Source organism: Chryseobacterium sp. Marseille-Q8038 (assembly GCF_965111995.1).
In genome coordinates this window covers 866636-887507 of record NZ_CBCOPN010000001.1, presented here as the reverse complement: position 1 = coordinate 887507, position 20872 = coordinate 866636, and the positions used below count along the sequence as shown (strand labels likewise).

Sequence of the window (20872 nt, the reverse complement as noted above, 5' to 3'; positions counted from 1 at the left end):
ATTTATTATCAAATTAAAAATGGGTATTTGCTATTTCTATATCGATCTGAAGTCCAAATTTTTCTTCAGTCAACCTTTATTTTATAAAACGATATCTGAAAAATAAAAAATTGCATCTTTTTTCAAAAATGCAATTTAATATCTTAAGAATGTTAGTTTTAATTAATGTTTAACTGATGAAACATCTTCCGGGTTGTGTTTATGTTTAAACAAAACAGCAAAGAAAATCGCCAGTATTAATGAATAGATTGCAAAAGAAAGCCATATCTGCTGCCAGTCTTTCACCATCACTATAGAGGAAAGGGTTCCGTCTGAGTTCACCGCTGCATTGAAACTATTCTTTAAAATGCCCAGGAAAGTAGGATTATCAGGTGTTGTTTGCAGATAAGCAGACAGATCTGAAACCGTTGAAAACTTATGGGTAAAGAATTTATCAATAGCCCATCCTGCGGCATAACTTCCGAAAACTGCCCCAAACCCGTTAGTCATCATCATGAATAATCCCTGAGCCGAAGAACGTATCTTTTTATCGGTAGTCGTTTCTACGAAAAGTGATCCTGATATATTAAAGAAATCGAAAGCCATTCCGTATACGATACATGAAAGAATGATTAATGAAAGTCCGAATCCGTCCGGAACACCATACGCAAAGAATCCGAATCTTAAAACCCATGCTAACATAGACATCAGCATTACTTTTTTAATTCCAAATTTCTTAAGGAAAAAAGGAATTGCCAAAATAAAAAGGGTTTCTGAAACCTGAGAAATTGACATAATAATGGTAGATCTCTGTACTACAAACGAGTCTGCATATTTAGGAAAATGCGCAAATTCACTTAAGAAAACATCTCCGTATGCATTGGTAAGCTGAAGTGCAGCTCCCAAAAGCATTGAGAATAGAAAGAACAATGCCATTTTATAGTTTCCAAACAGTTTGAATGCATTCAAACCTAATTGCTCGGATAATGGTGAGTCTTTATCAATTAATTTTTGAGGCGGACATTTAGGTAATGTAAGCGCATAAATTCCTAAGAAAATCGCTACAGCACCTCCAATATAAAACTGTCCTTCTGTTGCTTTGTTTCCACTAAGATTTGTGATCCACATGGCAACAATAAAACCAATAGTTCCCCATACACGAATCGGTGGAAAGTCTTTCACCACATCCAGATTATTATTTTTCAGGATTGTATAAGAAATTGAATTAGCAAGTGCAATAGTAGGCATGTAGAAACACATGGCCACAAGCATTACCGAAAAGAAGGAATTTGGATCTGCAGAATGAGGCAATATGAAAAGAATAACCCCATAAAGAATGTGTAATACTGAAAATATACGTTCCGCATTTACCCAGCGGTCAGCAATAATTCCAGTAATGGTTGGCATAAAGATAGAAGCAATTCCCATTGTTCCGAACACAGCTCCAAACTGAGTTCCTTCCCAATGTTTTGTGCCAAACCAGAAGTTTGCCATCGTAATCAGCCATGCACCCCAAACAAAAAACTGGAGAAAACTGAGGATGGTCAGTCGTAATTTTAAATTCATAGTTTATATAAAAAGTATCTCTTTAATCAATTTTCTTTTTCCTCCTCTTGATTTCTTCCTGGATTTCAAGGGCGGTATCATAGTCTTCTTCTTTAACAGCTTCATCTAATAATTTCTGAAGCTCTTCCATAGAAAGAGATTTCAAGTTATCTTCTGTCTGTACAGTTTCTGAGAAAGATTGATCTTCTTTGGCAACATCTTCCAGTTCCAATAAAATCCCGGCTTCATTCAAAACCTGTTGGGTTGTAAATATAGGCGCGTCAAATCTTACGGCCATTGCAACAGCATCGGAAGTTCTGGCATCAAGGATCAGTTCTTCTTCCGTTACTTTATTTTTAAAGTTGATATTTGAAAAGAAAACTCCGTCTACAATCTGATAGATAATGACAGAAATTAGCTCATAATTGGCAGAAACTATAAACTTAGTAAATAAATCATGAGTAAGAGGACGCGGTGGATGAATATCTTTTTCAAGCCCAAGAGAGATAGACTGGGCTTCGAAATTTCCTATAACAACAGGTAATTTTATGTGTGTTTCTTCATGCTCCAGTAACAATGCGTACGCCCCTGATTGAGTCTGGCTGTACGATATTCCGCGAATAATTAGCTGTTTATAATCCATAGCTACAAATATAGATTAATTTTTTATTGTGTTTTCACTTTTTTACGCAAAAATAAAAGCCCGGAAAGCCGAGCTTTTATCTGTATTGTTGATGATTGTCAAACGTCAATAGTGAATTTTGCTTCGCAAGTGAATTATTTACTTAAAAATTGACGAGCAAAGCGAATTGACTATTCACAATTCACTTTCTTATCCTTTTATTGCTTTAATTTTCTCTGTTAATGCAGGAATAATCTGGAAAGCATCTCCTACTACTCCGTAATCAGCAGACTTGAAGAATGGTGCTTCAGGATCACTGTTGATAACAACAATCGTTTTTGAAGAGTTTACTCCAGCAAGGTGCTGAATTGCTCCTGAAATTCCTACAGCTATGTAAAGGTTGGGTGCAATTGCTTTACCAGTTTGTCCTACGTGCTCTGTGTGAGGTCTCCATCCGATATCAGAAACCGGCTTAGAACATGCTGTAGCAGCTCCTAAAACGTTTGCTAAATCTTCGATCATTCCCCAGTTTTCAGGACCTTTCATCCCTCTACCAGCAGAAACAACAACTTCAGCTTCTTTAAGGTCTAGTTTACCTGAACTTTGCTCGTGAGAAATCACTTTAGTATCTTCATTCGCAACCGATAAATTTTTCACTTCTTCTGAACCTGATACTGCATTTTCTTTAACACCAAAAGCGTTTTGAGAAACCGTAACAATTACTCCGTTTCCTTCAGCTTTTGCATGCATGAAACCTTTTCCTGAGAATGCTCTTCTCTTTACCTGGAAAGGAGAAAGGCTTTCAGGCGCCTCCAATGCGTTTGTAATTAAAGAGTAATTCTTCATTACAGCAAGCATAGGAGCAATTGAAGAAGCATCAGTAGTGTGAGGGAAAACAATAGTATTTCCGTCTGCTACTTCATTTACAGCCTGAGCAAATGCTTTTGCAGAGAAGTTTTTAAGACCTTCGTCTTTGATATTGATAACGTTTGATGCTCCATATTTGTATAATAAATCTGAAGAATCTGTTGGGTTTACAGAGATTGCCGTAACGGTATCTCCCGCTTTATCAGCGATAGCTTTAGCGTAAGAAACTGCTTCAAAAGCTGCTTTTTTGTAAACTCCGTTTATATTTTCTGCGTATACGAATACTGCCATTGTTTTAAATTTAAAAATTAAAAGATTGAAAAATTTAAAGATTAGATTACTTTAGCTTCTTCATGAAGTAATCTTACCAATTCATCCAGGTTGTCAGGAGAAACCATTTTCACAGCAGCTCTTGGAGGAACGCTGTCATAAGATACTCCCTGAACTTTTACTTCTGAAGAAGAAGGCTCTACTACCTGCAGAGGTTTTGTTCTTGCAGACATAATTCCTCTCATATTCGGGATGATAAGGTCTTTTTCATCTACTAATCCTTTCTGACCTGCAATAACTGCCGGTAATTTTACAGAAATAGTTTCTTTACCTCCTTCAATTTCTCTTACTGCAGTAGCTTCGCTTCCGCTTACGTCTAATCCTACTGAAGCATTTACGAAAGGCTGGTTCAATAACTGAGCCACCATTCCCGGAACTGAACCTCCGTTATAATCAATAGATTCTTTTCCACAAAGGATAAGATCATATCCTCCGTTTTGCGCTACTGCTGCAATTTCTTTTGCTGTAGCATAGCTATCTTTCGGATCAAGATTTACTCTTACTGCATCGTTAGCACCAATAGCTAAAGCTTTTCTGATTACAGGTTCTGTAGCAGCATCACCTACGTTGATTACTGTAACTGTTGCTCCCTGAGATTCCTGAAGTTTAACCGCTTTTGTCAACGCAAATTCATCTAGAGGGTTGATTACCCACTGAATTCCGTTCTTGTCGAAAGCAGATTTATCTGCTGTAAAGTTAATTTTGGAAGTAGTATCCGGAACACTACTAATACAAACTAATATTTTCATGTGTACTATTTTATTTTTTCCCTTTTAATGCATAAAATCATGACGGTTTATGCAGAGATTTTGTTTGAATTAATTTTTGCTAATATAAATAAAAAATATATTATGCATGCATAATACTTATTAAATTATTATTCAATACATTAGATGTAGTTACTTAGCTGGTTTGGTTGCCCTAAACTCTATTTTACTTGGTAAAACTCTTCGATTCATCTTTAAAATATCCAATATAAGATTCCCCATATCTTCCGGCTGAATCTTCCAGCTGTCTTTTTCGGATGGAATATTTCCATTAAAATGAGTGGCCACCGATCCAGGCATAATCACCGTAGATTTAATATTGTATTTTCTTAAATCAATCATGGCAGCCTGTGTGAAACCTACCACTCCAAATTTGGAAGCGTTGTAACCTGTTCCGTTTTCAAAGAAATTAGCTCCTGCCAGGCTGGAAATTGTAATATAGTAACCTTCCGTCTTTTTCAGTTCTTCTACGGAGGCTTTTAACGTATAAAAAACACCTGTCAGATTTGTTTCTATCATATCATTCCATTCTTCAGCAGTAAGTTCATCTACAGGCTTAAAAATCCCTAATCCTGCATTCGCAATGATATAATCTAATCTTCCGAATTTTTCAACGGTACATTTTATCGCTTCCTGCTCGCTTTCAAGGTTTCTTACATCGGAAACAATTCCCAATACGTTTTCTGAATATTGTTTAAGCTCTGCTTCTGCCTTCATGACATCTTCTCTTTTTCTTCCAGAAAATGCTACAGAAATCCCATTCTCTAGTAAAATTTTCGCAATTCCGAAACCTATCCCTTTGGTTCCTCCTGTGATATAAGCGGTTTTATGATCTGACATATGATTGAAATTTTAATGCTCTAAAATAACAAAAACGCTCCAATTGGAGCGTTTTGCTGATCCTAAGATTTATCAGGATTTATTTTTTTATAAATTTCTCTGTAAAGTTTCTTCCTTCCGTTTCCACATTCAGTAAATAAGCTCCGGAAGATAGGTTTCTTACATTTACCTGATCTCCGTTCAGGGTTACATCTACTCTTTTTCCTGACATATCATATACTTCGACGTGCTTGATTTTGTTAGGCGTTGTGATTTTTATCACTTCGGTAGCCGGGTTTGGATAAATAGATAGTTTCACATCATTCTTTACCGCATCTTTTGTAGACAATGCCGCTTCATTATTGATTTTGATATTATCGATATAGGCAGAGCCTCCATAATTATCATGCACAAAATCCATCCTGTTGATATTATTGTTACTGAACGGCTGTCCGGTGTAGATCAGAGCATCATTTAGGAAATACTGAATTCCTGTAGCCGTAGAAACTATTTTTACTCTGTACCACGTATTGGCATTCCAGGTTTGATTGGTATTTACTAAATTATTTGAACCGGCTGTTGCAAGTAAAATTGTACCATCGTAAGAAAAATCAATATAAGTAACGATTCCTCCCGCTCCTGTTGTACTCACTGTTCTAAAAACGAAATCTGAGCTTGATGTACTTTTTTGCGTAAGTCTTACATCGAATGACTGTGTGAAGCTATTATATGTTAGCGGTGTTGCAAAAGTATAAAACCCACCCATAACAGGGCTTTGCTGCGGCCCATAAGGCACATCTGGTGTTATTTTAAGACTGTTTGAACCTTGAGTTGCCATTTCAGCTGAAACCAATTGAGTGGTCAAATATACTGGCGGCGTAGCCCCATTACTTGTAGAAATCCAACCCTGCTGGCCATTAATATTTCCTGTTGTAAATCCTTCACTGGCTTCAAAAGAGATGGTCTGCTGAGCGAAAGATGATAAGGAAATCAACGAAATTGCGAAAATGTAAAGTTTCTTCATGATATTTTTTTAGTTTGAGCAAATATATACGTTTTAAACCTAAAAAGCAAAATGAGTTAATATTTTACACATATTAACTAATTAACATAATATATTTTAACCAAATTAAATAAAGATATTAAATCTAAAGAAAAGCAGTATTCCCAAAAATTCATCCTTACCTACAGCAGCAGACTAAAAAAAACACAAGTTTTACAATGAATAAAATAATTTATCTGATGATCACTTTTTCAGTAAAATTTCTAGCTTCCGTTTTTATATTGACCATATATACTCCTGCAGGTAACCCTTTTACCTCTATTTTATTATTGTTTACTTCTGTCTTTATGAGCTTTCCTGTCTCGTCATAGAGCTGTATATTTTTCACTTTGGCAGCAGAATTAACAGTAATAAAATCAGTAGCAGGATTAGGATAAAGCGATATTTCTTTAGAAGTTGCTTTGGAGTCTTTAACACTCATTACCCATAGCTCGCTATTAATTTTAATATTATCGATGTAAGCTGATCCCAATGAATTATTATGTACGAAACGAAGCTGATTTATATTCAGAGAGCTTGCAGCTGTTCCTGTATAGATCAGCACATTATTGAGGTAATATCTGATCTCTGTGGCGCTTCCTACTACTTTTAACCGATACCAGGTATTGGGCAGCCAGGTGGAAGGTGTAGAAATAAGTTCCTGTATACCAGAGGCTAAATTAAGAATCTTCACTAATCCGGTTTTTTCAAAATCCAGTCTCACAACAAACTGATCATCAATACTGTTTATTGCCTGAAAACCAAAATCAGAGCCGTTGAGCTGTGATATATTGATGTCGAATGATACAGAGAAATTAGTGTTGGCCAGCGGTGCTGACAGGTTATAAAATCCTCCGATAACAGGGTCAGTCTGGGTTCCGTAAGTATTTTCTTTTACAATTTTCAGGGCACTGCTTCCATCACTGGCTTTATCTGTACTGATCATCTGATGGGTTACATTTTCAGGAAATCCACCTGTAGGCGTACTGATCCACCCCGCTTGTCCATTGATATCTCCAACACTGAATCCTTCGGTGGATTCAAAGGAGATGGCTTGCTGGGCAAAAACACACATTGATAATAGTAAAAATGCAATTGAGTAGTATTTTTTCATGGTAAATCAAGTTTTGTATTAAAAATATAAACTTTCCATGAATGGTGAAATAATTTATTGCAAATAAAAAATAACACTTTTATTTTCAGTGAATTTAATTTTAAAATTGTTTAAAAAGCCTTCTGAAAAATGACAATGGTACGATATAAAACAAAAAAATAAGGTATCTCTTTTGCAGAAATACCTTATCGTCTATTATTTTCGTTGAATTATTTTGAATAATTTTCAAAGAACATCGGGATACTCTCAATTCCTTTATAGAAATTGAATAATCCGTAATGCTCGTTTGGAGAGTGGATTGCATCAGAATCCAACCCGAAGCCCATTAATACGGACTTAGCTCCTAAAACCTGCTCAAACATAGCTGTAATAGGAATACTTCCTCCTCCTCTGTATGGAAGAACTTCTTTTCCGAATGCTGATTCCATTGCCTGTTTTGCTGCAGCAAATTCTTTTGTATCTGTTGGTAAAACATAAGGCATACCTCCGTGGTGAGGGGTAACTTTAATTTTTACTGTATCCGGAGCAATCTTTTCGAAATATTTCGTGAATTTTTCTGTGATCTCCTGAGGAGTCTGGTAAGGAACCAGACGCATTGAAATTTTAGCAAAAGCTTTTGAAGGAATTACCGTTTTAGCCCCTTCTCCTGTATAACCACCCCAGATTCCGTTGCAGTCTAATGTAGGACGAATAGAGGTTCTTTCTAAAGTTGTATATCCTTTTTCACCTTCGATATTGCTTAATCCGATTGATTTTTTGAATTCTTCAGGATTGTCTTTCAATTTGTTCATGTCTGCTCTTTCTGCATCAGAAACGGTTTCTACATTATCATAGAATCCGTCAATGGTAATATGACCGTTTTCGTCAATCAGATTTGCGATCATTCTTGAAAGAACGTGAATAGGGTTCGGCACAGCTCCACCATAAAGTCCTGAGTGTAGGTCTCTGTTTGGACCTTCCACCTCTACTTCCACATAGCTTAAACCTCTTAATCCTGTTGTAACAGTAGGTTGTTCGTTACTGTAGATATGAGTATCGGAAATTAAGATACAATCACAAGCTAATTTCTCTTTATTTTCATTTACCCAGTCTCCTAAGCTTACAGATCCTACTTCTTCTTCTCCTTCTAAGATAAATTTAACATTGCAAGGAAGAGCATTGGTTTTCATCATAGCCTCAAAAGCCTTCAGGTGCATGAAAAACTGTCCTTTATCATCAGCAGACCCTCTTGCGAAGATTGCTCCTTCAGGATGAAGTTCCGTTTTCTCAATATAAGGCTCAAAAGGCGGCTTTGTCCATAATTCCAACGGATCTGCCGGCTGAACATCATAGTGTCCATATACCAATACTGTAGGTAAGTTTTTATCTAAAATTTTCTCCCCGAAAACAATTGGATATCCTTTGGTCTGGCAAACTTCAACATTATCAGCGCCTGCATTTTTAAGGTGTGCTGCCACTACATCTGCACATTTCAAAACGTCTTCTTTATACGCGGGATCTGCAGAAATAGAAGGAATTCTCAATAACTCAAATAATTCATCCACGAAACGCTGTTTGTTTTCGTTAATGTAATTTAATGTCTCTTGCATTGTAAAAATTTATTTTGTTAAAATTAAAAAAAATGCCTGGCAGGGGCAAACAAAAAGAAAGGATTTTCCCAATGTTATGCTAATGAGCTCTATAGCGATCTTTTTTAATAAAAAATGCCCTGCAGAAACAGGGCACTTATATATTTTGTACTTCTAATTAGTGTTCAGCTTTTGGAGCCTTTTCAGCTTCAGCAGGTTTTGCCGCCGCAGTACTGTCTGTTTTTGGAGCAGCAGCTTCTGGTTTTGCGTGAGCTTCTTCCTTGTGCTCTGTAGCAGCAGCTTCATGTCCGTGAGCTTCTCCCTGAGAATCATCAGAATATCTTTCTACTCCTTCTTCAAGTTTCAAAGTACCTTTGTTTCCTCCTTGCGGAACTTTCTTACAGCTTACCGCAACCGTTGCAATCGCTAAACATATAACTAATTTTTTCATATGTAAAATTATTTTTTTTAAAAGGTAATATGAAGCCGCCCTATTTTTAGTCTATTCCGATCATCCAAACAGTAAGCGATTTCATGCTTAAATTTTTGATTGCCCAAAAGTAAGAAATCCTGCTTTTTTCGGCAACATTTTTATACTGATTTTAATATTATTTTCCCTTTTTTGGATTGGGTAAAAATAAGATACTGGTCGCCTCCGTCTTTTAAACCATATTTCTTTTTGATTTCTTCAGGTTTTAGAGGGTAATTTTTTGAAATGATATTATACTGTTCTTTTTTCTTAATATTTTTAGAGTCAACGAGTTCCACTTCCAGAATTCTCCCGGGAAAGTCTCCTTTATTTTCATTGGAGGTATAAAAATGACTGTTAGGATGAAGCTTTTTTAAACCGAATTTCTGTGAAATCAAATTAAAAACTCCTGCTTTCAAAATAGAGTTATTGGGAATGTAAATGTATTTTTCAGGCTCAGAATATTCAGACTCGGCATTTTCTTCTTCCCCAAATCTGAAAGCAAAGGCAGATTCGCCACTCTCAAGGTTCACACAGCTGCAGATAATCTCATCCGTATTTTCGTTGGATAAAAAAATAACAACTTCTTTAACATCATTTTTCAGGGCAATAATATCAATCCTTGAAATCCCATCTAATACTGAAACCAGATATTTAAGATCAATAAGCGGAGATAGCTTAATCACTACCTGATCGGAAATAGACCTTAATTTCGTCTGAATCTCAAGAATGTCCGGAGACAAATCTTCTAACAGAAATACTTTATTTTTTTGCTGGTCTCTTCTTGCCGGATCCAGATAGATAACATCAAAATGTTCCTTATTTTCCTCCAGAAAATCTTCGAGTTTTTTATTAACGAATCTTGCCTGGCGACCCAAAGTATTCCAATTATGGGTGACAATCTCCAGGAGCTCTGTATTTTGCTCTATTAATGTAACATCGTTAAAGTTTTGAGATAGATAATAGGCATCAATACCAAAACCGCTCGTCAGGTCAATGAATGTATTACCTTTTAAAATTCCGGATTTATAAAGGGCTGTTTTTTCAGATGACGACTGCTCCAGATTAAGCTGTGGCGGAAAAAGAATACCTTCTTTTAAGAGAAATGGAAATTTTCTTTCTGCAACCTGTTTTCCTTTGATCTGCTGTACAATTTCATGCATGGAAACCTCCGGAAATGGAGATTTTTTCAACAGTAATGTATGTAAATCTGTATTCAGATTTGCATTGATGTAGTTTTGGATTTCTTTATTTGATAGTTTATTTCCCACAGATTTCACAAATTGCACGGATTATAATGCTTATTAAATGTTTCCGTTTATTTTTCGAATAATACTTTTATCAATATAATCAGTATTGAAATTAACTAGTATTCCTAATTTCAGTTTGGTTAATTTTAAATAAGTTAACAGTTGCTTGTGATGAACATTAATTATTTCAGGAATTGATTTTATTTCGATGATCACTTTGTCTTCAACAATGATATCCGCAATAAAGCTTGAGTCAATACAAATTCCTTTAAATGTTATGGGAATTGGAACTTGGGTTTTAACGCATAAACCGTTATTTTTTAATTCTAGTGCCAAGACTTTCTCATAAACTTTTTCCAATAAACCTGGTCCCAACTCATTATATACAGAAAAAATAGATTTTCTGATATAAAAACTTATCTCATTTTCATTCATTTGTGTATAATTTAGTTTCTACAGTTCACCTGTAAAAATCTGTGTCATCTGAGAAATCTGAGGGAACAATACAGTTTATTCAAACATTTCAGCCCAACGAACCGCTTTTATCTCTTTTTCGTTGTACAGATCTGCAATAGACTTTTTAACGTCTAATTTAGGGTATAAATTGACTCCAATCAGCTTTATTTTTCCTTCTTCAATCCATTGCTGCTCTTCAATGGCGTGATCATAAATCTTTTTCTGAACAACTCCCTGTTTCAACAGCTCAAGATAGCCTCCTGCTTCTTCTATTTCAACAAATAAAGCCCATGCTTTTTCAGCAAACTGCCGGGTAATATCTTCAACATAATAACTTCCATTAGAAGCGTCTTCAAATACATTGATAATACTTTCATAAGCTAAAACAATCTGTTGCTTGAAAGAGATTTCCTCCGAGTTATCCGTACTTCTGGCTACAAGATAATTATTGGAGAAAACAGCATCTGCCCCACCGATCATTGCAGAAGCAAGCTCCAGTGTAGAGCGGATCAGGTTATTTTCATTATCAGAAACGGCTTTATTTCTCAGCGAAGTCTCCGCGAAGATGTAAGGAACTTCATCCAGTCCGTACTCTTTTGAAAACTGATTAAAAATGATTTTAAAAGCTCTCAGTTTGGCCATTTCAAAGAAATAGCTTCCTCCTACTGCTATTCTGAAGATCAGTTTATTTAAAATTTCAGCTCCGTAAGCTTCCACTAATTCCTTAGCTTTTGCCAGGGCAATACCAAGCTGCTGATAGATAGCAGCTCCGGCATTCTGATGCAGGGAAATATCAACACAGATGTTTCTTTTAAAGTCTTTTGACAGTAATTCTTTAACCAGCTGATCATCAATACTTCCTTCTTTTTCATTAAAAACATCAATCAATGAAAAATACTGATCTTCTTCTTTAGGACTGATGTGTCCTGCAAGATCTTTATTATTAACAAAAAGAGTCTTCTGATCAAGGTTTTCTACATTCTGATCGAGAATAAATGCAAATACTTCATCTTCTAAACTTTCATGGTATTTTGCTACCAAATGGGTACTTTCTTCCACTCTGGGCAGGTTTACCAAAGGCTTCTGAACCTCCGTATAAAAAGGCTTTACCTCTACTCCTTCCAGATTCTGTTTTTCTAAAACAAGGTAAATATCCTCTGTTTTAAGCTGTTTTTTCACTAGATTTTCCCAGTTTGAAAGTATATCTGTATTTGACATTAGTTTTAGTTTAAATTGTGAATTGTCAATGGTGAATTTTGTTTCACAAGTGAATAGTACTATCAAAACAAGCTGAATTACCTATTCATTATTGACGCTTAGCATGCTCTTATTTCTTAGCAACTTTTGTGCTGTCTACTACCAGAATAAAGATCTCTTCATTTGGTTTTTTCATAAAATAATTTTCTCTTGCGTACTTTTCTTTTTCTGATTTGTTGTTCATCAGTTTTTTATAAAAAGCATCATTTTTCTCATATTCTTTTTTATAATAGTCCAGCTGGTCTTCATATTTATGAATCTCACCATTCAGTTCATTAATTACAAGAAATGAGGTTTTATCGAAAAAAATCATCCATACCAAAAACAGACAGATCGTAATGGTATACTTATTCAAAACATATTTCTGGATAAGTTTGAATGTTTCAGATTTCGGCTGAATGTCTTTGATAAGGTTGTTTTCTTCCATTTTTTTAATGTTTTTTCAACGAATTTTTAATAACAGTAGTTAAAAAATCAATCGCTACGGAATTCTGCTTCATGTTGGGAATAATAAGATCCGCATCATTTTTAGAAGGTTCAATGAATTCCTGGTGCATTGGTTTCAATGTGGTCTGGTAACGGTGTAATACTTCGCTCAGATCTCTTCCTCTTTCCTGAGTATCTCTTCTGATCCTCCTGATCAGTCTTTCGTCAGAATCTGCATGAACAAATACTTTCAGATCAAATTCTTTCAGTAATTCTTTGTTGGTAAGAACAAGAATTCCTTCTACTACCAATACATTTTTAGGTTCTACAGTGACATGATCTCCTGTTCTGGAATGTGTAACAAAGCTATAAATCGGCTGTTCAATAGACTCATTGTTTTTTAAAGCTTTTACATGTTTTATCAGTAAGTCAAAGTCTATAGATTTCGGATGGTCATAGTTTAGAGCTTCTCTTTCCGTCAATGTAAGACCCTGGTTGTCGTGATAATAATTATCCTGAGAGAGGATATTCATTCCCTCAATATCAAGCTGCTGAAGTATCTTATCAACAACTGTAGTTTTGCCGGATCCTGTACCACCGGCAATTCCTATTACAAGCATTGTTTTTTTGTTTCTTTATAGTTGGTACAAATATACTATTTTAGATAAAATATGACAATGTAAGAATATTGAGAAATTAAAAGATTAAAGCATTTAAAGATTAAAAGATTTCCCGGAATGCGACGGTTCTTTGTGATCTATTGTTATTCCTCGATTTTCGCCTCCGGATTTAATAAAAAAATCCGACAATAATTTGTCGGATTTTATTTTATAAGATTTCGCTTGTTAATTCGCGCGAAATTAATTTTTCATGCATAGGCTTCAACACATCCATTGAGCCTGTTTTTACGGTACATTTGCCTTTGTAGTGAACAAGTATTGTACATTGCTCTGCCTGTTCAAGGCTATGTTTACAGATTTCGATCAGGCAGTCTATTACATAATCAAATGTATGAATATCATCATTATGCAGTACCAGTTTATATACATCATCCGTATCATCCAGAACGAGGACTTCTTCCTCATACTGACGTTTTGGATTTTCATAGTCTTTTATGCTGTTGTAAAAATTCATTCTAACTCTTTTAAACTTCTCCGATTTTATCTGCTAAATGATCAATTGCATTAGGTTCCTGATAAACCAGTTCTACCAATTCTACACTTTTATTATTCATTTTCAGAATTTTAAAGTGATAGTCCTCAAGAACAAACTCCTGGTTTTCTTCAGGAATTTCTTCCAGTTCATAAAGGATAAATCCGGCTAATGAGTTGTACTCACTTTCTTCGGAAAGAGGAAGTTTTTTAGGTAAGAACTCATTGATTTCGTCCAGTGGCTGTGTAGCCTGTACCCAATAGGTATTATCTGCTATTTTATCAACGATTTTCTCTTCATCATCTTCTTCATCCTGAATTTCTCCTACCAGTTCTTCCAGAATATCTTCCAGGGTAATAATTCCTTCTGTCCCTCCAAATTCGTCAATAACGATGGCGATATGTTGTTTTTTCAACTGGAACGTTTTCAGTAAGTCTGAAACTTTTTTACTTTCTACTACGAAAAAGGCATCACGCATTAGATCTTTAAGGTCTTCATGATCCAGATCTCCTTTTCTCTTCACAAATTCTCTTATAATTTCCTTTGTGTAGAAAATTCCGATTATGTTGTCAATAGAATCAATATAAACAGGAATACGGGAATAACCGCTGTCCATAATTTTATTGATGATATCGTTAACATCTTCTTCAAAGTCTATGGAAGTAATATTTTGTCTTGGAACCATGATCTGCTTGGCAGAGTGATCGGTAAAATCAAATGCATTTTTGATGATCTCATAGTTTTCCTCCTCAATTTCTCCACTATCAGCACTTTGTTTTACCAAAAGCTGAAGTTCTTCCGTAGAGTGAATTTCCTGCTCGGAAGCCGGGTGAATTTTAACCAATCTAAGGAATCCGTTTGACATTGAGTTCATCAACCAGATAAACGGTTTGAAAACCGTGTAAAAAACTCTCAACGGAACTGCTGTTGCCATTGTAGTTGCTTCAGATTTTCTGATTGCGATTGATTTTGGAATAAGCTCACCAAATACAATATGCATAATGGTAATCAGCACAAAGCTTGTAACCACAGAAATTGTGGTAATTGTGGTCTGAGTCAAATCAATGCTCAAAGAGGTGAAAATATTTTCAACAATATGATGCAGGGCACTTTCTCCTACCCAACCAAGGGCAAGGGATGCCAATGTAATACCTAACTGTGTAGCGGAAAGATATTCATCAAGATGTTTGATGATATGTTCTGCCTGTTTAGCCATAGAGTTCCCTTCTGCGGCTTTTAACTGAATTTGTGAGTAACGAACTTTAACAATTGAAAATTCTGCGGCTACGAAAAAGCCATTTAGTAAAACAAGAAATAAGGCCAGCAAAAGCCTGACTATGTCCGAGTCCATTTAGAAGTTGTAAATTTTATTAGCTACAAAGATATGCAAAATAAAAATAACCTGAATCGGGATAGATTATTTCAATGGAGGATTTTTTCAAAGAAAAAAATGAAGGGATAAGACATGGCTATTTTTGAATAAAAAAAATAACCGAAGGGTATTCTCAAATTTCTATACAAAAGAGAATTTTGGGCAACGAACAGCGGTTTTACCCTTGTATAAATAAAAAGCACCGATAAATTCGGTGCTTTAATGGTATGTTAAAATAATTCTTTATGAATTTTTCAAAGCTTCTGCTCCAGAAACAATTTCCAGGATTTCGTTGGTAATTGCTGCCTGTCTTGCTTTGTTATAGAAAATCTTAAGATCATTTCTCAAAGCTTCTGCATTATCTGTTGCTTTGTGCATTGCTGTCATTCTCGCTCCGTGCTCAGATGCTACTGAATCAAGGATTGATTTGAAAACCTGCGTTTTGATAGACTTTGGAATCAAGTTATCCAAAATCTCAGCTCTGTTCGGTTCAAAGATATAATCTGTTTCTACCTGTGGCTCTGTATTCTCAGGCATTGAGATGGGAAGAAGTTGTTCTGTTGTTACTTCCTGAGTCGCTGCATTAACGAATTTATTATAAATAACATATACTTCGTCAAATTTACCTTCTCTGAAACTTGTCATTACACCTTCAGTGATATGAGCAACAGCATCAAAGTTCAGGTTATCATAAACAGAGCTTCCATTAGCATATACTGAACGGTTTCTTCTTACAGCATCAAATGCTTTTTTACCTACAGGAAGAACTTCGATCTCATATTGAGACTTGTTCTGGAACTGAAGATTAAGCTCTTTTACAATTGAAGAGTTAAAAGCTCCCGCAAGACCTCTGTTTGAAGTAACAGCGATGAAAAGTATTCTTTTAACCTCTCTTTTCTGAGCATATACAGAAATCTGATCAGGATCTGAACTAGAATTTACATTCTGGATAAGTTCCTGTAATTTTTCAGAATATGGTCTTAGCATTACAATTGCATCCTGTGCTTTTTTAAGTTTCGCAGCGGAAACCATTTTCATAGCACGGGTAATCTGCATCGTAGATGAAATTGACGTAATTCTGCCTCGTATTTCTTTTAAGTTTGCCATTAATTTGGGTTCAAAGTTTAAGGTCTAAAGTTTAAGGCTTAAAACATTATATTTTAAACCTTAAACATTGAATTTTTTAGTTGTATTTAGAAGCTAAATCATTAGCAGCCTGCTTAAGAACACTTGTAATATCGTTATCGATTTTTCCAGCCTTAATAGCAGCCATTGTATCAGGGTGCTTAGATCTTAGGAACTCGATATATTCGTTTTGGAATTCTTTGATTTTTCTGATAGGAACGTTTCTCATTAAGTTTTCTGTTCCAGCATATACGATTGCTACCTGACTGTCTACAGGAAGTGGTGCATTTACCGGCTGCTTAAGGATTTCTACGTTTCTTTCTCCTTTAGAGATCACTGCTAAAGTAGAAGCATCAAGGTCAGAACCGAATTTAGCAAACGCTTCTAGTTCTTTATATTGAGCCTGGTCTAATTTAAGAGTACCAGAAACTTTTTTCATTGATTTGATCTGAGCATTACCTCCTACTCTCGATACAGAGATACCTACGTTGATTGCAGGACGAACCCCTGAGTTGAATAGATCAGACTCCAAGAAGATCTGTCCGTCTGTAATAGAGATTACGTTTGTAGGGATATATGCAGAAACGTCACCCGCCTGAGTTTCAATGATTGGAAGGGCAGTTAATGAACCACCTCCTTTCACGATTGGTCTAAGAGACTCTGGCAAATCGTTCATTTGCTTAGCAATGTTATCATCAGCGATTACTTTTGCTGCTCTTTCCAATAGTCTTGAGTGAAGATAGAAAACGTCTCCAGGGTAAGCTTCACGGCCCGGTGGTCTTCTCAATAATAGAGAAAGCTCACGGTAAGCAACAGCTTGTTTAGATAAATCATCATAAACGATAAGCGCTGGTCTACCAGTGTCTCTGAAGAACTCACCGATAGAAGCTCCTGCCATTGCAGAATATACCTGCATTGGAACTGGATCTGATGCGTTAGCTGCAACGATTACCGTATAAGCTAAAGCTCCTTTATCAGAAAGTGTTTTAACGATTTGTGCAACGGTAGATGCTTTCTGACCGATTGCAACATATATACAATATACAGGGTTACCTGCATCAAAAAATTCTCTTTGGTTGATGATCGTATCAATCGCAACAGTAGTTTTACCTGTTTGTCTGTCACCAATGATAAGCTCTCTCTGACCTCTTCCTACAGGAATCATCGCATCAATTGCAACGATACCAGATTGTAAAGGCTCAGTTACAGGCTGTCTGAAGATAACTCCAGGAGCTTTTCTTTCCAATGGCATTTCGTATAAATCCCCAGTAATAGGACCTTTACCATCGATAGGGTTACCAAGAGTATCAACTACTCTTCCTAACATTCCTTCTCCTACTTTGATAGAAGAGATTCTGTTTGTTCTTCTTACTGTATCACCTTCTTTTACTAATTTACTTTCACCAAGTAGAGCAACACCCACGTTGTCTTCTTCAAGGTTAAGTACAATACCTTCTACATCACTAGAAAATTTCACCAACTCTCCGTATTGTACGTTTTCTAACCCGTATACACGAGCAATACCATCACCGATGGTTAAAACTGTACCTACTTCCTCAACGTTTGATTGAGTATCGAAGTTGGCCAATTGCTGTTTTAAGATCGCAGATACTTCTGCCGGATTTATTTCTGCCATTGTATGGTTGTTTTTCTTAATTTAATTGGAAATCTTTTTTAACTTGGTTCAATTTTGTCTTCACAGACGCGTCTACCTGCTGGTCACCTACTCTTAGAACATATCCTCCAAGAATTTCAGGCTTCACATTTACTTTCAGATCAAAGTTTGAATCAGCATTTACAAGATTTGTAGATCTTAAAATCTGGTCAAGGTTCTCTTTTGAAAGCGGAGTTGCTGTAGTAAGTGTTACTCTCTGTACACCACTAAGGTCTTCAACTTTGTTGATGAATTCCTGAGCGATATTTTTCAATTGGGTTTCACGTCCGTGTTTAATCACCAATCTGATCAGATTTTGAGAAGAAACAGATAAACCTTTGAAAATTTCGTTTGCTACTTCTATTTTCTTTTTTGAATCAATGTAAGGAGTCATGAAAAATTTATTTAAGTCCGCAGACTCTTTCATGATCTTCACTACATCTTTCATTTCAGAAAATACAGTAGCCGTTTGACCTGATTCATTGGTAAAATCAAGTAAACCTTGTGCGTATCTTTTAGCTACTTTAGATGTAAGCATTCTTAGTTAAGGTTTGATTTGTTTAAATAATTTTGAACTAATTCGTTTTGAGCTTCGCTGTTGTCTAATTTTTGTTTCAAAATAGACTCAGCAATGTTTACAGATAAAGTACCGATTTGAGTTTTGATGTCTGCCATAGCAGCATTCTTCTCAGCATTGATAGTCTGTTTAGCAGCTTCGATCATTTTGTCTCCTTCAGCTTTAGCAACATCTTTAGCTTCTCCTACGATTCTGTCTTTAATTTCTCTAGCTTCTTTAAGGATAGCATCTCTTTCGATTTTAGCTTCACGAATGATTCTTTCGTTATCCTCTTTTAAAGTTTCCATTTCTTTTCTTGCTAATTTAGCTTGATTAAGAGCGTCAACAATAGATGTTTCTCTGTCATTGATAGACTTTAAAATAGGTTTCCAAGCGAATTTACCTAACAAAAATAATAATGCTAGAAAAATAACAGACTGGATAATAAATAATCCTGATGAAAACTGATGAATTAATTCCATTATATAAATGTATAAATAATTATTACTTTTTTAAAGAACCATTATCTGTAACCAACCGTCACAGATAATGGTCTGATTTTAATTAGTTTACTGCGAATAGAGCAGCAAACGCAACACCTTCTACAAGTGCAGCTGCGATAAGCATAGCTGTTTGGATTTTTCCAGATTGCTCAGGTTGTCTAGCGATAGCTTCAAGAGCAGCAGCTCCGATTTTACCAAGACCGATACCTACACCTAGTACTACGATACCAGCACCTACAATTTTAGGGATTTCCATAATATATAATTTTAAAAAATTTGTTTTACTTTAATTTATAATTTCAATTAGTGAGCAGCATGGTGTTCGTGCTCGTGCTCTTCTACTGCCATTCCGATAAACAGAGCTGATAACATCGTAAAGATATAAGCCTGTAGGAACGCTACCAATACTTCCAGTAAATAAATTACCAATGTAAGGAACGGGAATGCAACCCCTGCAATAAAATTCTTAAATACATAGATCAATCCGATCAAACTCATTACTACGATGTGACCTGCCGTCATGTTGGCAAAAAGTCGGATCATCAAAGCGAATGGTTTAGTGATTGTTCCTAACAATTCAATAGGAAGCATAATCAGCTTCATTGGAACTGGTACTCCCGGCATCCAGAAGATATGTTTCCAGTAATCTTTATTTGCTGAGAACGTTGTAATCAAATAAGTAAGGATAGCAAGGAAGAATGTCATGGTAATATTACCTGTAACATTGATTCCGAAAGGCATTAATCCAAGAACGTTAAGGAAAAGAATAAAGAAGAATACAGTTAATAAATAACCCATAAATCTCTTATATTTATGTCCGATGTTCGGAATAGCAACCTCGTCTCTTACAAAGATGATTAGGGGCTCTAAGAATCTTGCAACACCTGTAGGAACTGCTGATTTCTTATAAGATTTAGCCATTCCAACAAATAATACAAACATAAAGATTGACACTAATAAAATGATCAATACACTTTTTGTAATAGAAAGATCTAAAGGCTTTACATTTGTAGGATGACCATCTTCACCAAGTGTTAAAGTTCCGGCAGCATCAGTCTTATAGATTTTCTCATGGTGCAATACATAAAAAGAACCATCTACTTCAGTAGGCTCTCCGTGCATGAACCCTTCTTTGTTACTCATGAAAGAGTGAAAACCGTTATCATAGATAATAACAGGAAGAGGGAAACCAATGTGATGACCTTCTTTATCAACCATCAATGTGAAATCATGTGCATCCAACAAGTGATGATCGATGAACTCTTTGTTTTCTTTGCTTACTTTGTCTTTCTCTGAAAGCTCTTGAGCAGGAGCTGCCCCAGCAGGAGCCTCACCGTGCTGTGCAGACACTAAGTTTAATACAAAAATACTGTAGAATAAAACTGCGAATTTCTTAAACATTGATAGGTTTTTTTCGTTGTGCAAAAATATGATATTTTTTCTAGTTTCAATAAATTATTTTACTGTTTTTTATCATGATTAATCAGCTTGATCGCATAGTATGTAAGCAGTGCTGTCAGGACAAAATAGGGAATAATAAAATGAAATTTATAGCCAGGAATCACTTCAAAGTTCAGTTTTTTTCTGATTAAGTACATTAAACCGAATTTTAAAAGAATCAAACCAATAACAGACAATCCTAAAAATTCCGGTGCTACTCTATTGATTAAGATGATCAGCGTAATCATCATCATAAACATGACACTCAGAAAAAGGTAAAATTTTATGATCACAATTTCATCCAGGTGAAAAACAAATTTCCAAAGAGAAAAATGTACCAGGAATGTCAGAAAGAATAAAATGACAACAAGAATATTGGGATTGATTTTCATTCTATATTTTAATTGATCGCAAAAATAGACTTTTTCTATCGGATTATACTATGATTTGATATTTATCATTTTTCTTGTCTATAATAATATTACGTATATATATAATATTACGTGTTCAAACACTTTGGATATGCTAAAAATTCCTTATTTTTGCAAACCTATAATTT

The 20872-nt window shown here is 35.4% G+C and carries 23 protein-coding genes; all 23 read right to left on the bottom strand.

Features of this window, described 5'->3' with window-relative positions:
• Positions 1–162 precede the first annotated feature (162 nt).
• A complete protein-coding gene (locus ACWPWS_RS04130; protein WP_454045591.1) occupies positions 163–1545 on the bottom strand; it encodes a nucleoside permease in 1383 nt (460 codons plus the stop codon).
• Between the two features lie 22 nt (positions 1546–1567).
• Positions 1568–2167, bottom strand: a complete 600-nt coding sequence (locus tag ACWPWS_RS04125) for a bifunctional nuclease family protein (protein ID WP_105682152.1) — start codon at positions 2165–2167, stop codon at positions 1568–1570.
• A gap of 189 nt (positions 2168–2356) precedes the next feature.
• Positions 2357–3304 carry an electron transfer flavoprotein subunit alpha/FixB family protein gene (locus tag ACWPWS_RS04120; protein WP_105682151.1) on the bottom strand — a complete coding sequence of 316 codons (948 nt, stop codon included), beginning with the start codon at positions 3302–3304 and terminating at the stop codon, positions 2357–2359.
• A 41-nt stretch (positions 3305–3345) separates the two neighbouring features.
• Positions 3346–4092 (bottom strand): electron transfer flavoprotein subunit beta/FixA family protein, encoded by a 747-nt coding sequence (locus ACWPWS_RS04115; RefSeq protein WP_105682150.1) that lies wholly within the window; start codon positions 4090–4092, stop codon positions 3346–3348.
• 150 nt (positions 4093–4242) lie between these two features.
• The gene (locus ACWPWS_RS04110; RefSeq protein WP_454045590.1) at positions 4243–4950 is read right to left on the bottom strand and encodes an SDR family oxidoreductase; all 708 of its coding nucleotides are present in this window, start codon (positions 4948–4950) and stop codon (positions 4243–4245) included.
• Positions 4951–5029: 79 nt separating this feature from the next.
• On the bottom strand, positions 5030–5953 hold the full coding sequence (locus ACWPWS_RS04105) for a T9SS type A sorting domain-containing protein (protein WP_454045589.1): 924 nt from the start codon (positions 5951–5953) through the stop codon (positions 5030–5032).
• 211 nt (positions 5954–6164) lie between these two features.
• Complete coding sequence (locus tag ACWPWS_RS04100; protein ID WP_454045588.1) at positions 6165–7085, bottom strand: T9SS type A sorting domain-containing protein; 921 nt, start codon at positions 7083–7085, stop codon at positions 6165–6167.
• Between the two features lie 209 nt (positions 7086–7294).
• The gene (locus ACWPWS_RS04095; protein WP_454045587.1) at positions 7295–8674 is read right to left on the bottom strand and encodes a dipeptidase; all 1380 of its coding nucleotides are present in this window, start codon (positions 8672–8674) and stop codon (positions 7295–7297) included.
• A 157-nt stretch (positions 8675–8831) separates the two neighbouring features.
• Positions 8832–9104 (bottom strand): hypothetical protein, encoded by a 273-nt coding sequence (locus tag ACWPWS_RS04090; RefSeq protein WP_105682145.1) that lies wholly within the window; start codon positions 9102–9104, stop codon positions 8832–8834.
• A gap of 140 nt (positions 9105–9244) precedes the next feature.
• On the bottom strand, positions 9245–10393 hold the full coding sequence (locus ACWPWS_RS04085) for a class I SAM-dependent methyltransferase (RefSeq protein ID WP_454045586.1): 1149 nt from the start codon (positions 10391–10393) through the stop codon (positions 9245–9247).
• 33 nt (positions 10394–10426) lie between these two features.
• Complete coding sequence (locus ACWPWS_RS04080; RefSeq protein ID WP_454045585.1) at positions 10427–10807, bottom strand: GxxExxY protein; 381 nt, start codon at positions 10805–10807, stop codon at positions 10427–10429.
• Positions 10808–10882: 75 nt separating this feature from the next.
• Complete coding sequence (locus tag ACWPWS_RS04075; protein WP_454045584.1) at positions 10883–12046, bottom strand: methylmalonyl-CoA mutase family protein; 1164 nt, start codon at positions 12044–12046, stop codon at positions 10883–10885.
• A gap of 109 nt (positions 12047–12155) precedes the next feature.
• Complete coding sequence (locus tag ACWPWS_RS04070; RefSeq protein ID WP_034697620.1) at positions 12156–12512, bottom strand: FtsB family cell division protein; 357 nt, start codon at positions 12510–12512, stop codon at positions 12156–12158.
• Between the two features lie 4 nt (positions 12513–12516).
• Positions 12517–13131, bottom strand: a complete 615-nt coding sequence (udk, locus tag ACWPWS_RS04065) for a uridine kinase (RefSeq protein ID WP_034697618.1) — start codon at positions 13129–13131, stop codon at positions 12517–12519.
• Between the two features lie 208 nt (positions 13132–13339).
• Entirely contained in the window at positions 13340–13645 is a 306-nt protein-coding gene (locus ACWPWS_RS04060; protein WP_454045583.1) for an ATP-dependent Clp protease adaptor ClpS, read from the bottom strand.
• 10 nt (positions 13646–13655) lie between these two features.
• Positions 13656–15014: a hemolysin family protein gene (locus tag ACWPWS_RS04055; protein WP_209784264.1), complete on the bottom strand. Its 1359-nt coding sequence runs from the start codon at positions 15012–15014 to the stop codon at positions 13656–13658.
• Positions 15015–15278: 264 nt separating this feature from the next.
• Positions 15279–16142, bottom strand: coding sequence for an ATP synthase F1 subunit gamma (atpG, locus tag ACWPWS_RS04050; RefSeq protein WP_105682139.1), 864 nt, complete (start codon positions 16140–16142; stop codon positions 15279–15281).
• A gap of 76 nt (positions 16143–16218) precedes the next feature.
• Positions 16219–17796 (bottom strand): F0F1 ATP synthase subunit alpha, encoded by a 1578-nt coding sequence (atpA, locus tag ACWPWS_RS04045; RefSeq protein ID WP_209784263.1) that lies wholly within the window; start codon positions 17794–17796, stop codon positions 16219–16221.
• A 16-nt stretch (positions 17797–17812) separates the two neighbouring features.
• Positions 17813–18352: an ATP synthase F1 subunit delta gene (atpH, locus tag ACWPWS_RS04040; RefSeq protein ID WP_105682137.1), complete on the bottom strand. Its 540-nt coding sequence runs from the start codon at positions 18350–18352 to the stop codon at positions 17813–17815.
• Between the two features lie 2 nt (positions 18353–18354).
• Positions 18355–18852 carry a F0F1 ATP synthase subunit B gene (locus ACWPWS_RS04035; RefSeq protein WP_002979110.1) on the bottom strand — a complete coding sequence of 166 codons (498 nt, stop codon included), beginning with the start codon at positions 18850–18852 and terminating at the stop codon, positions 18355–18357.
• An 82-nt stretch (positions 18853–18934) separates the two neighbouring features.
• Positions 18935–19129 carry an ATP synthase F0 subunit C gene (gene atpE / locus ACWPWS_RS04030; RefSeq protein ID WP_002979108.1) on the bottom strand — a complete coding sequence of 65 codons (195 nt, stop codon included), beginning with the start codon at positions 19127–19129 and terminating at the stop codon, positions 18935–18937.
• 47 nt (positions 19130–19176) lie between these two features.
• The gene (gene atpB / locus ACWPWS_RS04025) at positions 19177–20274 is read right to left on the bottom strand and encodes a F0F1 ATP synthase subunit A (protein ID WP_309513194.1); all 1098 of its coding nucleotides are present in this window, start codon (positions 20272–20274) and stop codon (positions 19177–19179) included.
• Positions 20275–20333: 59 nt separating this feature from the next.
• Positions 20334–20705, bottom strand: a complete 372-nt coding sequence (locus tag ACWPWS_RS04020) for a hypothetical protein (protein WP_047374405.1) — start codon at positions 20703–20705, stop codon at positions 20334–20336.
• Positions 20706–20872: the final 167 nt, after the last annotated feature.